At 60.7% G+C, this 13964-nt stretch carries 12 protein-coding genes; 8 read left to right on the top strand and 4 right to left on the bottom strand.

The window, feature by feature from the left end; genetic code table 11:
- The first annotated feature begins 18 nt into the window (after window positions 1–18).
- The 7 genes from ACFQZG_RS00860 to ACFQZG_RS00830 all read left to right on the top strand — a co-directional run bounded on the left by ACFQZG_RS00860 (window position 19) and on the right by ACFQZG_RS00830 (window position 7700).
- Complete coding sequence (locus ACFQZG_RS00860) at window positions 19–2049, top strand: dipeptide ABC transporter ATP-binding protein (protein ID WP_378149184.1); 2031 nt, start codon at window positions 19–21, stop codon at window positions 2047–2049.
- 36 nt (window positions 2050–2085) lie between these two features.
- Window positions 2086–3264, top strand: coding sequence for a M20 metallopeptidase family protein (locus ACFQZG_RS00855; RefSeq protein WP_378149182.1), 1179 nt, complete (start codon window positions 2086–2088; stop codon window positions 3262–3264).
- A 30-nt stretch (window positions 3265–3294) separates the two neighbouring features.
- Window positions 3295–3951 carry an SDR family NAD(P)-dependent oxidoreductase gene (locus ACFQZG_RS00850; protein ID WP_378149180.1) on the top strand — a complete coding sequence of 219 codons (657 nt, stop codon included), beginning with the start codon at window positions 3295–3297 and terminating at the stop codon, window positions 3949–3951.
- A 114-nt stretch (window positions 3952–4065) separates the two neighbouring features.
- Window positions 4066–4581, top strand: a complete 516-nt coding sequence (locus ACFQZG_RS00845) for a GNAT family N-acetyltransferase (protein WP_378149178.1) — start codon at window positions 4066–4068, stop codon at window positions 4579–4581.
- A 123-nt stretch (window positions 4582–4704) separates the two neighbouring features.
- On the top strand, window positions 4705–5868 hold the full coding sequence (locus tag ACFQZG_RS00840; RefSeq protein ID WP_378149176.1) for an MFS transporter: 1164 nt from the start codon (window positions 4705–4707) through the stop codon (window positions 5866–5868).
- 134 nt (window positions 5869–6002) lie between these two features.
- Window positions 6003–6626: a thioredoxin family protein gene (locus ACFQZG_RS00835; RefSeq protein WP_378149175.1), complete on the top strand. Its 624-nt coding sequence runs from the start codon at window positions 6003–6005 to the stop codon at window positions 6624–6626.
- A gap of 39 nt (window positions 6627–6665) precedes the next feature.
- Window positions 6666–7700: an LLM class flavin-dependent oxidoreductase gene (locus ACFQZG_RS00830; protein WP_378149173.1), complete on the top strand. Its 1035-nt coding sequence runs from the start codon at window positions 6666–6668 to the stop codon at window positions 7698–7700.
- A gap of 62 nt (window positions 7701–7762) precedes the next feature.
- Here the strand turns inward: ACFQZG_RS00830 and ACFQZG_RS00825 are convergent, their stop codons facing one another.
- From ACFQZG_RS00825 to ACFQZG_RS00810, 4 genes are all read right to left on the bottom strand, one after another.
- Complete coding sequence (locus ACFQZG_RS00825) at window positions 7763–8518, bottom strand: SDR family oxidoreductase (RefSeq protein WP_378149171.1); 756 nt, start codon at window positions 8516–8518, stop codon at window positions 7763–7765.
- Window positions 8519–8618: 100 nt separating this feature from the next.
- A complete protein-coding gene (locus tag ACFQZG_RS00820) occupies window positions 8619–9719 on the bottom strand; it encodes a GerAB/ArcD/ProY family transporter (RefSeq protein WP_378149170.1) in 1101 nt (366 codons plus the stop codon).
- Window positions 9720–9750: 31 nt separating this feature from the next.
- Complete coding sequence (locus tag ACFQZG_RS00815; protein WP_378149168.1) at window positions 9751–10902, bottom strand: Ger(x)C family spore germination protein; 1152 nt, start codon at window positions 10900–10902, stop codon at window positions 9751–9753.
- On the bottom strand, window positions 10899–12347 hold the full coding sequence (locus ACFQZG_RS00810) for a spore germination protein (RefSeq protein WP_378149167.1): 1449 nt from the start codon (window positions 12345–12347) through the stop codon (window positions 10899–10901). Before ACFQZG_RS00810 ends, ACFQZG_RS00815 begins: the two co-directional genes overlap by 4 nt.
- A gap of 210 nt (window positions 12348–12557) precedes the next feature.
- On the opposite strand from ACFQZG_RS00810, the gene ACFQZG_RS00805 reads away from it, so the two are divergent.
- Window positions 12558–13904 carry a glycoside hydrolase family 140 protein gene (locus ACFQZG_RS00805; RefSeq protein ID WP_378149165.1) on the top strand — a complete coding sequence of 449 codons (1347 nt, stop codon included), beginning with the start codon at window positions 12558–12560 and terminating at the stop codon, window positions 13902–13904.
- The last annotated feature ends 60 nt before the right edge of the window (window positions 13905–13964 follow it).

Genomic DNA, 13964 nt, shown 5'->3' with positions numbered 1-13964 from the left:
AAAAAGGAGGTTTCCGACTTGGAGCAACTGCTCGACATTCAAGGGTTGTCCGTCGATTTCCATACGCGCCGAGGGTTGCTTCAAGCGCTGAACGACGTCTCGCTGAGCATCGTTCCCGGCGAGACGGTCTGCCTCGTCGGAGAATCGGGAAGCGGCAAAACGCTCACCTCCAAGGCGGTCATGCGACTGCTCGATTACGAGAACGGGCGAATCTCGAGCGGTCGTATCCGGCTCGGCGGCCACGACTTGACTTCGTTGTCCCAGCAGGAGCTGCGGCTGCTCCGGGGCAAGAAGATGGCGATGGTGTTCCAGGAGCCGATGGCCGCGTTCGATCCGGTCTACACGATCGGGCATCAGATCGCCGAGACGATCCGGGCGCACGACGCCAAGACGAAAGCCGAATCGTGGACGCATGCCGTATCGCTGCTCGAACGCGTCGGCATTCCCGAGCCGGCCATTCGGATGAAGCAATATCCCGGGGAGCTGTCCGGCGGCATGCTCCAGCGCGCCATGATCGCTCTCGCGCTGTCGTGCGGTCCGGAGCTGCTCATCGCCGACGAGCCGACGACCGCGCTGGACGTCACGATTCAAGCGCAAATTCTGCAACTGCTCCAGGACCTTCAAGAAGAGTTCGGCATGGCGATCCTGCTCATTACGCACGACCTCGGCATCGCCGCGGAAATCGCGGACCGCGTCGTCGTCATGTACGCCGGGCGCGTCGTCGAGCAAGCGCCGACGGCGGAGCTGTTCGCTTCGCCGCGACACCCGTATACGCAAGGGTTGCTGCGTTCGATCGCCTCCCTGGACACGGAGAAGGGCGACAAGCTGCACGCCATCGAAGGCACGATTCCGAGCTTGTCGGCGTTGCCGGAAGGCTGCCTGTTCCATCCGCGCTGCCCGTACGCGACGGACCGTTGCCGGGCGGAAGCGCCGCCGCTCGTCGCTGACGGTGATCGGGAGGCTGCTTGCTGGCATATCGACCGCGTCGCGGGGAGCGCTCGGCGGGAGCCGGATAAGCAGGCGTCGATCGTCGTCTCGACGTCCGATCGGCCCGCGCTCGGCTTCGGCGAACAGGAGACGGAAGCGCCGGACTTGTTCCGGGTTGACGGCCTGCGCAAATATTATCCGGTCAAAGGCCGGTTGCCGGGTCGCGCCCGCGCGTTCATCCGCGCCGTCGACGACGTGAGCTTCGCGATCCGCGAAGGCGAGACGTTCGGGCTCGTCGGCGAATCGGGAAGCGGCAAATCGACGCTCGGCCGGGTACTGCTGCAGCTGGAGCGCGCGACCGCCGGAACGATCTCGTTCCAAGGCCGGGAGCTGACGAAGCTCGGCGGGTCCGCGCTGCGGAGCGCGCGCAAGGACATGCAGATGATCTTCCAGGATCCGTACGGCTCGCTCGATCCGCGCTGGAGCGTCGGGGACATTATCGCGGAGCCGCTTCGCACGCACGGCAAGCCCGGCTCGCGCGAGCTACGGGAGAAGATCGCCGAATTGCTCGGCGCCGTCGGATTGGACGAAGCTTACTCGAAGCGGCATCCGCACGAATTGTCTGGCGGGCAACGGCAGCGGATCGGCATCGCTCGCGCCATCGCGCTGAATCCGCGGTTCGTGCTCGCGGACGAAGCGGTTTCTGCGCTCGACGTGTCGGTACAGGCGCAGGTCGTCAACCTGATGCAGGAGCTTCAGGCGAAGCTGGGCTTGACGTACTTGTTCATCGCCCACGGTCTTCAGATCGTCCGCCACGTCTCCGACCGGATCGGAGTCATGTATCTCGGCAAGCTGGTCGAGATCGCGCCGAGCCGGGAGCTGTTCCTTCGTCCGGCGCACCCGTACACGAAGGCGCTCATCGCCTCGATCCCGCATCCGGACCCGTCGCGGAGACGGGAGAGGACGACGCTGCAAGGCGAGATTCCTTCGCCGACGCGGCCGCCGTCGGGCTGCAGGTTCCATACGCGCTGTCCGTTGGCGACGGCCAAGTGCCGCGAGGAAGAGCCGAAGCTGGCGACTATCGCCCGCGACCATGTCGCGGCTTGCCATTATCCGCTATAATGATTCGAACCGAAAGAGCGAAGAGGGGGCATACGCATGACGACCGCGCTGCGGAGATGGATTCAGACTCTAGAGGAAGACGAGCGCGAGATTATCGGCGTCAGACGTTACTTGCATCAGCATCCGGAGCTGAGCTTCGAGGAACATCGGACGGCTGCCTATATCGCCGAGCGCTTGCGCGACTACGGCATTGAGACGAGGACCGGCGTCGGCGGCAACGGCGTTGTCGGTTTCCTGCGAGGAGGCAAACCCGGTCCGACGCTCGCGTTCCGCGCCGACTTCGACGCGCTTCCGATCCAGGACGAGAAGGATGCGCCGTACAAGTCGACGGTGCCCGGCGTCATGCACGCGTGCGGACACGACGGACATACGGCGACGCTGCTCGGCGTCGCCAAGGTGCTTAGCCGACACCGGGACGAACTCGGCGGCACAATCGTCTTCTTGTTCCAGCACGCGGAGGAGAAGCCGCCGGGCGGCGCGAAGGCGATGATCGAGGACGGCTGCCTGGACAGCGTCGACAAGGTGTACGGCGTGCACGTCTCCTCGGAAATTCCGTACGGGCGCGCCGGACTGAGAGAAGGCCCGGCCATGGCCGCCGTCGACGCGTTCACGATTACGATCATCGGCAGAGGCGGGCATGGGGCGCGCCCGCACGATACGGTCGACGCGTTGGTCGTCGGCAGCCAGCTCGTCTCCAGCTTGCAACAGATCGTCAGCCGCAGGGTGAACCCGCTGCAGCCCGCTGTCGTCACCGTAGGCGTGTTCCAGGCGGGAACGGCGTTCAATATTATCGCGGGCAAGGCGAAGCTGGAAGGCACCGTGCGCACGTTCGACCCGCAAGTACGCCGGCAGATCGAGGAGGAGATCCGTCTGCTCGTCGCGGGCGTCTGCGAATCGGCGCATGCGAGCTACGAGATCGACTACTTGAACGGCTATCCGTCGCTCGTGAATCCGAGCGAGGAAGCCGGGCGACTGCGAACCCATGCCCTGGATCTGTTCGGCCCGGAGTCGTGGAGAGACTTGCCTCCGGTCATGGGCGCGGAAGACTTCGCGTATTACTTGGAGAAGAAGCCCGGCGCGTTCCTGCACGTCGGCGCGCGCAACGACGAGGAACGAACGCATTACCCGCACCATCATCCGAGATTCGATATCGACGAGAGAGCGCTGCTCGCGGCAGGTCGAGTGTTCCTGTCGCTGGCTGCGGAACATTCGTAACCAACCCCAATAGATAGAGGAGTGAATGCCATGAGTAATCCCATTATTGCCATCGTCGGCGCCGGTCCGGGCGTCAGCGCGGCGGTCGCGCGCAAATTCGGATCGAACGGGTTTCGCGTCGCGCTCGTCGCGAGGAACGCGTCTTCCTTGGACGCACTGGCATCCGAACTGAGAGAGGACGGAATCGAGACGATCTTCGCGACGGCGGATGCCTCGCGGCCGGAATCTATCGCGGACGCATTCCGGTCCATACGGGAGCAATTCGGCGAGCCGGACGTCCTGTTGTATAACGCCGCAGCCATCTCGAGAACGGCGGCGACGGCGCTGAGCGAACAACAATTGATCGAAGACTTCAAGGTGAACGTCGTCGGCGCGCTGACGAGCGTCAAGGAAGTCGCACCGCGATTCGTAGAACGCAAGGAAGGCACCGTACTCATTACGGGCGGAGGCTTGGCGCTGCACCCGCATCCCGATTACGCATCGCTCTCCGTCGGCAAAGCCGGCGTTCGCTCGCTCGCGTACGCGCTGGCGCAAGAGCTGAAGCCGAGCAACGTCTATGTCGGCACGGTCACGATCGGCGGCTTCGTGTCGCGGGGAACGTATTACGATCCGGACCGCATCGCCGAGAAGTATTGGGAGCTATACCGGGATCGCGACGACGTGGAGTACGTGTTCGCGGAAGCTTAAGAGAAGACGAGACCGAATATATGCCGGAGGGCAGCCCGATACAGGGCTGTCTTTCTTCCGTTCGGGCGAAGATGAAAGGAGGGCAAACGACTTAGACCAAGGAGACCTGGAAGCATGGACGATCGTCAATTCGATCGCGTGTACGCGATCATGCAAGCTTCTTTCCCGAACATCGAACGGAGGACGTACGAAGGCCAGAAGGCGCTTCTGGCCAATCCGCATTATCGGCTATTCGCCGAATCCGACGGCGAAGGCGACGCGATCGGATTCATCGCGTCTTGGGAATTCGCGGATTTCCGCTTCGTCGAGCATTTCGCCGTCGATCCCGCCATCCGGGGAGGCGGGGTCGGAGGGCGGCTCATGTCCGGCTATCTCGCTCGGTCGCCGAAGCCCGTCATTCTGGAAGTAGAGCCTCCGGAGACGGAACCGACGAGACGAAGAGTCGGGTTCTATGAACGGCTCGGCTTCCGGTTGAACGGCTACGATTACTTGCAGCCGCCATTGCAGCCGGGCTTGCCGGATTTGCCGCTCAAGATCATGAGCTACCCGGAACCGCTCTCCGAACCCGAGTTCTCAACGTTCCGCGACACGTTGTACGAGCGCGTCTATCGCGTATCGCGCGATCTATAGAGATGTACGATCGATCTATTACGTATTTCTATTATCATTGGCCCGCGAGTTCCTCTATCGTAGAGTGATAACCGACTTCCCAAGTCGGATTACGATGTCATCTACGCTCGGAGGACGCGAACGTTGCCGGTATGGAAACGCAATCTGTACGTCTTGTGGTTCGGCCTGTTCTTCAACCATATGGCGTTCACGCTGTCCGTGCCGTTCTTCCCGCTGTTTCTGCAGCAGGATCTGGGCATCGAGAGCGGGCTAACGGCATGGGCGGGCGTCTCGATCTCGATCAGCTTCCTCGTCAGCGGCTTATGCGCGCCGTTCTGGGGTTCGCTTGCCGACAAGTACGGGAGCAAGCCGATGCTCGTTCGCTCCGGCGTCGGCCTCGCGCTCGCGCACTTCGCCAATTATTTCGTATTCGATCCGTATACGTTCATTCTCGTCCGAATCTTCCAAGGCGTCATGGCCGGGTTCAGTCCCGCGGCCTATACGCTGCTCGGCACGAACACGCCGGAGAAGCACGTCGGCTACGCGCTCGGCGTCATCTCGACGTCCGGCGCGGCCGGGGGTATCCTCGGCCCGCTCTTCGGAGGCGCGCTTAGTCAGTGGGTCGGCCTGCGAGGCTGCTTCGTCGCTTCCGGCATCATTACGTTGCTATCCGCAGCCATCGTGCTCGGCGTCAAGGAAGCGCACGAACGCCGCTCGACCGGCCGCCCGAGCGTCTGGCAGGACGTGAAGCGCGCGGCCGCGACTCCGGCGCTGCTGCGCGTATACGGTCTCATTCTGCTCGTCTCGACTTCGGTGCTCCTTCTGGAGCCGCTGCTGACGATCTTCGTCGTCGAGCTCGGCGGCGAACCGGATCAAGCGACGCTCAGCTCGGGCATCGTCTTCTCGGCGATCGGCGTCGCGACCGTCATCATGGGACCGCGATGGGGGAAGATCGGCGGAAGGATCGGGTACGGCAAGACGCTGCTCATCGGTCTCGTCGGGGGAGGAATCGGCAATTTGCTGCAAGCGGTCGTTCCGCAGCTGGTCAGCTTCGGCGTGCTGCGGTTCGGATACGGCTTATTGTTCGCGGCCGTCTATCCGGCGCTCAATGCGCTCGTTATTCAATACGCGGATGCCGACTTCCGCGGGAGGGCGGTCAGTCTCAGCCAGACCGCGATGCAGCTGGGTATCGTCGCAGGTCCTCTGCTCGGCGGCGTCCTCGGCGGCTGGATGGACATCCGGTACGTATTCGTGCTGACGGGCATCGCGTTGTTGGCGGCCGCATATCGAGCCAGAAAGCTCGGCTAGGGATGTAATGCCGGCTGGCGTATTCTCTATAACCGTATAGAAAAAGTCGATTAGCACAAGTCCGCATCGTTATGGTATTTTTATATACACAAATTCTTACCCGATTAATCGGATATTATAATGGAGGTAATCCCATGACCATCTCGCAATCGTCCCGATTGTCTCAAGAAAGAAGAGAGCGCGCGTTCCAAGAAGCGGTTCCGTTCGCCGCGTTCGTAGAGCAGGCTCAGGTAAACCGGGAGACGTTACAAGCGAACTACGATGCATACGCCGTGGAGGACGGGCAATTGGACTTCCTGAACGACCGTCGGGAGCCGGTGGACGTTCTCGTTCTCGCCCATGACTGGTGCGGCGACGTCGTCGCCAATCTGCCGCTGTTCGGCAAGATCGCGGACCGGACGGATAAGCTGCGGCTTCACATCGTGAACCGCGATCCGGACAATCAGGATATCGCCGGGTTGTATCCGCATGCCGACGGTCGCAATCACATTCCCACGTATGTGTTCTTCGACCGTTCGGGTCAAGAACTCGGGACGTTCATCGAACGCCCGGCGGAGATTAGCGCGCTTCTCGGCCAATGGATCGAAGCGTTCTGGACCGAGCACCCGGAGCTGGAAGGCCGGGGCAAGCCGATCGGCGAGCTCGGAGAGACGGAGAAGAAAGAGCTGTTCCGCGAGCTGAAGAGAAGGAGAAGGGAAGTCATCGACCAAGAGCGAGATGCCATCCTGCGGGAAATTCGGACCATTGTTAGCCGCTAAGACGCTGACGATTGAGGCAGCGGGGAGGCGATACGCACGATGAGATTCGCATTGTTCAGCTTGATCATGAATATTCCTAACCCCGTTACCGGGGAATCGTTCTCGGATCACCGGAAGCTGCATAACGTGCTGCGGCAGGCCGAATTGGCGGAGCGTCTCGGATTCGACGCATACGGCGTCGGGGAGCGGCACGGTCCGCCGTTCTTATCCTCTTCGCCGCCCGTGGTGCTTACCGCCATCGCGGCCAGAACGAAACGGATCCGGTTGCTTACGACCGTAACCGTGCTTAGCGTCTTGGATCCGGTGCGGGTAGCCGAAGATTACGCGACGCTGGACCATCTGTCCGAAGGACGGCTCGAGATCATCATCGGCAAAGGCAACGATCCGCGGCATTATCCGTTGTTCGGCATTCGGGAAGATCAACAGTGGGACTCGCTGGCCGAGCGATACGGGTTGTTAAGAAGACTATGGGACGAGGAGAAGGTCACTTGGGTGGGGCAATACCGGCCGCCGCTACACGAGGTAACCGTACTGCCTAGACCCTATCAGGAGAAAATCCCGATATGGCACGGCAGCGCATCCAGCCAACTGTCGACGGAGCTGGCGGCGCGATACGGCGAACCGTTGTTCTCCTCGAATACGTTCCATCCTAAGGAGAAGTACAAAGCGCTGATCGATCACTACCGGGAACGATTGGCTTATTACGGGCACGATCCCAGCAAGGCGATCGTCGGAGCCGGCGCGGGCAGCTTATATTTGGCCGATACGCCCGAAGAGGCGATCCGGCGATTTCGTCCGTATTACGACGCATTCTTCTCCACGCCGGCTTCCCAGCATAACCAATCCCCGTTCAAGGACCTCGAAGATCACGTCGCCCGAGGTTCGATGTTGGTCGGCAGTCCGGACAGCGTCGTCGAGAAAATATTGAACTACCGGGAAGCGTTCGGCAACGAAGTGCTCAGCATTAGCGTCGACGGCTTATCCGAGACGGAACAACGGGAACAGCTTCAGCGATTCGCCGAAGAAGTCGCGCCGGTCTTGCGGCGAGAGGCTCCGACCTTGGTATGGCGATGATATTGAATTAGGCGGCAATCCCGAAAGATCGGGACGGCCGCCTATTTGCGCGTGAACCGCGATTAATTCTTCTGATTGTTCAACCAATCCGCGTAGCGAGTACGGGCGATAGACGCCTCGCCGGTCGGAACGAGAGATTGATCGTTCACCTCGATGCCGCCGAAATAGCCTGCCGTTTCGTCGGTTACGACCTGGCGCGCATCTTGAGGCTGCGTACGCAAGTAGATGCGGACGAGCTCGTCCAGCCGGATCTTCTCGGGCCCGGCCAAGTCGACGATGCCGTTCGCGGGTCTGGCGAGCGCGAAGTCGACGAGCGCGAGCGCCACGTCTTCTCCGGCGATCGGCTGCGTATACGCGGATGGCAAGCGCACGTCGTTGCCTTCGGTGGCGACGTAGGCGATCGTGCCGACGAATTCGAAGAATTGCGTCGCCCGCACGATCGTGTACGGAATCATGGAGTCGGCGATTCGCTTCTCCTGCGCGATCTTGGCACGGAAGTAACCGCCTTGGAGAAGCCTGTCGGTGCCGACGACGGACAAGGCGACGTAATGCTTCACGCCTGCCGCCGTTGCGGCCGCGAGCAGGTTGCGGGTCGTCGTTTCGAAGAACGCGAGCACCGCTTCGTCCTCGAACGACGGGGAGTTCATGACGTCGACGACGACTTCCGCGCCGCGAAGTGCCTCGGGCAATCCTTCGCCCGTCACCGCATTGACGCCGAGCGACGCGGACGCCGCCGTCGCTTCGTGCCCGCGCTCGAGGAGAAGGTTCACCAACTTTTTGCCGATCAATCCGGTACCGCCTACGACTACGATTTTCATATGAATATGCCTCCTATGGGTCGATCCGGCTAACCGGATCGCGATCGAATGGTGTTACGCCCATATAACGAGATAGGTCCGGTATTCGTGACAACCCAGATTATGGAAGGCCGTCAGTCGACCTGCGCTTGCGGATACCGCCGATCGCCCATACGAGAAGGGGGACCAAGGCGTACAGGAACGGATACAAGTAATGTCGTTCGTAGTCGGACTTCAACACGTTCTCGATACGTACGTCGTGCGAGCCGTACATGACGACGACGAACAAGGCGATGCCGAGCGCCCACGCGATCGCTCGCCAGTTCTTGAAGCCCGTCCATTCGGAGAGCCCGTAGCTGAGGATGAACAGGCCGACCGACAGCTTCACGAACGCGCCGAGCAGCCACAGCGGAATGTAGAAGGCGTCGATATTCTGAATGAAGTTCAAGATCGTCACGAACTTCGTCAAGGAATACACCGGCACGACGAGAGAGGTAGCCAATTCGGGTCCGGTGACGAACAGCAGGACCATTGCTGTCAGTATGCCCCATACCATCGCGACGCCCGTTCCCCACAGAATCGCTCGCGAAGCCGTCTTCTTGTTCTCCGCGAAGTAGTACAGCATGAGGATGATGGACGGATCGACGAGGAACGGATAGCAGCCCAGGGCTCCTTGAAGTATCGCTTGCCACCCCGTATCGACGTAGATAGGCAAGATTCGCTTGACGTTCATGTCTTGCGGGTTCAGGAAGAGCTGGACGTAGAGGATGCAGACGAAGACGGGGCCGATGACTTCCGCGCACCGGCTCACGGCGGTCAAACCTCCCCGGTGCACCGCGAAGGCGACGAGGAACAGCATGCACGCGACGATGACGCTCATCGGGGTCTCATGCAACATGACCAAGTTGTGGAAGTTCGCCATGTCCTTCGCGATCAACGCCATCTGCACGAACCAGAAGACGAAATAAACGGCCACGACGAGCTTCCCGACCGCCGATCCGAAGACCGCTTGCACGAACCGAACGAACGTCTGCCGCTCATGCTGCTTGCAGATCCGGAGCATGAGCCAAGTGACCGCCATCATCAGCAAGCTTCCGAGGAGCATGGAGATCCATGCGTCTTGCTTGGAGGATGCCAGGGCGAACCGTATCGGAATGTAGGAGATGACGATGATGGAGGAGATGCTGACCATCCAGAACAACTGATATCCGCTCGCTTTCAACGTTCGGCCTCCTTGTCGCGATCGGCGACGCTTACGAACTGCTCGTCCCCGTGGAGCGAATGCTTACGTTCGACTTGACTTCGACGCGTAGACGCGCGAACTGCCCGTCCCAATCGTCCTTATGCGATTTCCACCAGCCCGGCCGCGTTCGGTGAAGGTAAGCGCCGATGCCGTACGCGTCCGTGCCCGAGCGTCGGCATTCGTCCATGATGGCTTGAAGCCGCTCGGCGATCTTCCCGTTCAAGTACGTCTGAATCTCGATGACGTTCTCGACTTTCGAGGTATCGATTCCGGCTGTATTTTCCAGCAAATAGGCTTGGGCGCGTACCGTTAACGAAACGCTTCCCGGGTCGCCGCTCCCCGCGGACCGTATCCGGCGCTTCAAGTGCGTGAGTCGGAAGGAGAGCAATCCCTTGCCGTCCTTCCAAGGAATCGTCATGCCTTGCGTCGTGCCTTTGCCCGCCATCCATACGGCGTCCATGCCGTCGGTCTCGTTCAACACCGTCCGAACCTTCAATCGTTTGTCCAAGATCGCGAAGCCGGACAAAGACGCGAGCGTCTTCGCGTTCTCTTCGCTCAGCCTCGTCTTCTCGTACCGGATCATCGGCACGATCGGCCGCTGTCCGTCGGAGATGCTGTCGATCAAGAACTGGCGCGTCGTGAACTTCGTCAACCCGTTCACGTTAAGCTCCTTGCCGACTCCGACGCTCGAGAGGTGCTCCATCGGGTGGTTCAACCGGATGAACGCCTTCGCGCTTCCCCGGACGACGACGATAACGTCCCGTTGATTGTTCGCGGGGTCTCTGTTCAGCTTGTCGAACAGCTTGCGCGCGTCGTTCTTGCCGAAGAACGATTCGCCGACGGCGATAACCATGCGATGGCTCGTGATCAGCTTGCGCGACATCATCGCCTGAATCTTCTGGCTGGCCTCGAAGACGTCTCTGCCGACGGCGCTCAAGACGATGAAGCTTCCCTTGTTCTGCGAGCTCTCACCCATGATTGGACTGTTCTTATGCGTCGGCACGACGATCTGGTGGCTGATCTCGATGCTCCCGTCTTCCGCTTGATCGACCGCGGTTCCCAAGACGAACGCCAATTGATTCGGTTCTACGAAGTCCGTGCATCCGGACAGCAAGCAAGCTAAGAGCAGCATAATGCCCAGCCGCGCGGCGTATCGGATCATGACCGCAGTCCTTTCTTGCGGGGGCCGCCCTTGGCGCGGAACGGGTACCGGACGATCCAATCCTTAATGCGTCTTCGGTCCAACGGGGCGACCGGAGACAAGAACGGCGTTCCGAACGATTCGAGCATGACGAGATGGATGAGGAGGAAAATAAGGCCGAACGCGAATCCGACGAAGCCGAGGAAACCGGACGCGAACAGCATCATGTACCGGATGATCCGGAAGGGCAGGGCGGCGCTATACTTCGGGATCGTATAGGCGGCGACGCCGGTCAGCGAGATGACGATAATGATCGGCGTCGAGATAATGCCGGCTTCGACGGCGGCTTGCCCGATGACGAGCGCTCCGATGATGCTCACGACCGGACCCAACTGATTGGGTAGATGAACGCCGGCTTCCTGCAACCCGTCGAAGATGAACGTCATGAGGAACACTTCGATCATCGTCGGGAACGGCGAGCTCTCCCTCGCGGTCGCGATGCCGATCATCAGATAACTCGGAACCATCTCCGGATGGAACGTCGTCAAGGAGACGTATACGGCCGGCAAAGCGAACGAAATGAACGTCATCGCATAGCGGATCAGGCGAAGGAGCACGACGTACACGAATCTCTCGAAATAATCGTCCGCGGATTGCAGACCGGACCAGAACGTAATGGGAAGGATGAGCACGAACGGAGTGCCGTTGGCGAGTATAGCGACTTTGCCCTCGATCAAGCCGGCCGCGGCGATATCCGGCCGCTCGGTATTGTGAATCTGCGAGAAAATGGACAGCGCATTGCCCTCGAGCCACTCCTCGAGATAGGCGGTATCGAGGACGCCGTCCAATTCGATCCGGTTCAGCTTCGCCCTGACCTCTTCGAGAACGCGAGGTTCCGCGACGCCTTCCATATAGGCGACGACGACTTCCGTTCGCGTGTACTCGCCGATCGTGAACGACTCCATCTTCAAACTCGGATGCACGATTCGCCGGCGAATCATGGACGTGTTCGTGCGCAGATGCTCGACGAACCCTTCCTTGGAGCCTCGCAGCGTCGCTTCCTTATTCGGCTCCTGAATGCCTCGCGTCTCGTAGCCTTGAACCTGCGCAATGATCGCCGCGTTCTCCCCGTCCAGAAGAATGCCCATGCCGCCCGTCAGCACTTGCTTCATCACGTCGTCCAGCGAGTCGGCGACGGCAACGTTCGCCAAGGGAAACCGTTCTCTGCGGAACCAGTCGGTCATCGTCCTTACCCGATCGGTCCCCGGCGCTAAATCTTGCATGATCAGCGGATGGAGGAGATGATCTTCCACGCCTTGCAGCCGCGTCATGCCGTCCAGATAGACGAGCAGCAGCGCGGTATCGTCCCGGAGCGTCACGGAACGGAAGACGACGTCCGAGCAACGGTCGAACTTGTCCCTGAGATAAGCTTCATTGCGTTCCAACCTACGGTCGAAGGCGCTCATTCCGGTTCTCCCTTCCGCGGTCTCGCATCGTTCGAAGCTATTATGGGCTACGCTAGATTCGCCTATGCAAGGATGGGACGCTTCGAGCTTGCCGGCTCGGCAATCGCGTAGAATCCGCCATCGTTAGCGGAGAAATGGAAATGGCTACGCGAAGGACGCCATGCTATGGTAAGTGCAGACGAGACGAGAGTCCTTGGGAGGATCCGGAACATGAAGAGCGAGCTGCAGCGATTGAGAGTTAACGATAACGGGCGATTCCTCGTAACGGAAGACGCCTTGCCGTTCTATTGGCTTGGCGATACGGCTTGGGAGCTATTCGCGAAGTTGAACCGGGAGGAAGCCGGCCATTACTTGCGTACCCGGGCGGAGCAAGGCTTCACGGTCGTGCAGGCGGTCGCTCTGGCCGAGTTGGACGATGCGGACCGGAAGGGAAACGCGTACGGACGCCAGCCCTTGTCCATGGACGAGAGCGGCGTTCCCGATCCGCGAAGACCGGATGCAGGAGGGGCGTATTCGTACTGGGATCATGTCGACTACGTCATCCGTCTAGCGAACGAGCTCGGTCTCTATGTCGCCCTGTTGCCGACATGGGGCAACCGATTCCATAAATGGCCGTTCGACGAAGGCGCGGAAATCTTCACGCCCGAGAACGCGCATGCGTACGGCAAGTGGATCGGCGAACGGTACAAGTCCGTGCCGGGACTCGTCTGGGTGCTCGGCGGCGACCGACCGCTCTACAATCGCCGGCACTTCGAGGTCGTCTGCGGGATGGCGAGGGGATTGCGGGAAGGTGACGGAGGCGCTCATCTGATCACGTTCCATCCGACGGGGCCGGACAGCTCCGCGCGCCAGCTGCACGAGGAGCCATGGCTCGACTTCAATATGGTTCAATCCGGTCACTTGGATACCAACTTGACCAACGATCGGCTGGTAACGACGGATTATGAACGACTGCCCGTCAAACCCGTCATCGACGCCGAACCTTGTTACGAGGATCTGCCGATCGGCTTCAAGCCGGAGAACGGCTATTTCGACGCGGTCGACGTTCGCAAAGCCGCGTATTACGCGTTATTCGCCGGCGCGTTCGGCCATACGTACGGTCATCACTCGGTATGGTCGATGAGCGACGGGAGCTTCGCGAACGCGAAGGCCGACGGACCGGGCACGTTGCCGATCATGGGCTGGAAGGATGCGCTTAGCCGGCCGGGAGCGGAGCAGATGCGATACGTCAAAGCGCTCATGCAATCGCGCGATTGGCTATCGATCGTACCCGACTCGTCGCTGCTTGCGGGCAATCCGGAAGGAATCGTCCGACGAGCGGCCGCGAGAGGTCGCGATTACGCCTATATCTATTGCCCGAACGGATTGTTCGCGGACGCCGTCCTGGGCAAGCTCGGCGGCGATCGCGTCCATGCTAGCTGGTTCAATCCGCGCGACGGAAGCACGGTCCCGGCCGGATCGTTCCGGAACGAGGGGACGGTCAGCTTCGTCGCTCCGACTAGCGGCAGAGACAACGACTGGATACTGTGCCTGGACGCAAGGAATACTTCGGCTTAACGGAGCGGGGGCCGTCACCCCGGCGTAACGGGTCGGGCTGTCACAGAAGCGCTCCGTCGC

It is taken from the genome of Cohnella sp. GCM10027633 (assembly GCF_042675445.1).
Lineage (GTDB): Bacteria > Bacillota > Bacilli > Paenibacillales > Paenibacillaceae > Cohnella.
This window is presented reverse-complemented; position numbering and strand designations above follow the sequence as displayed.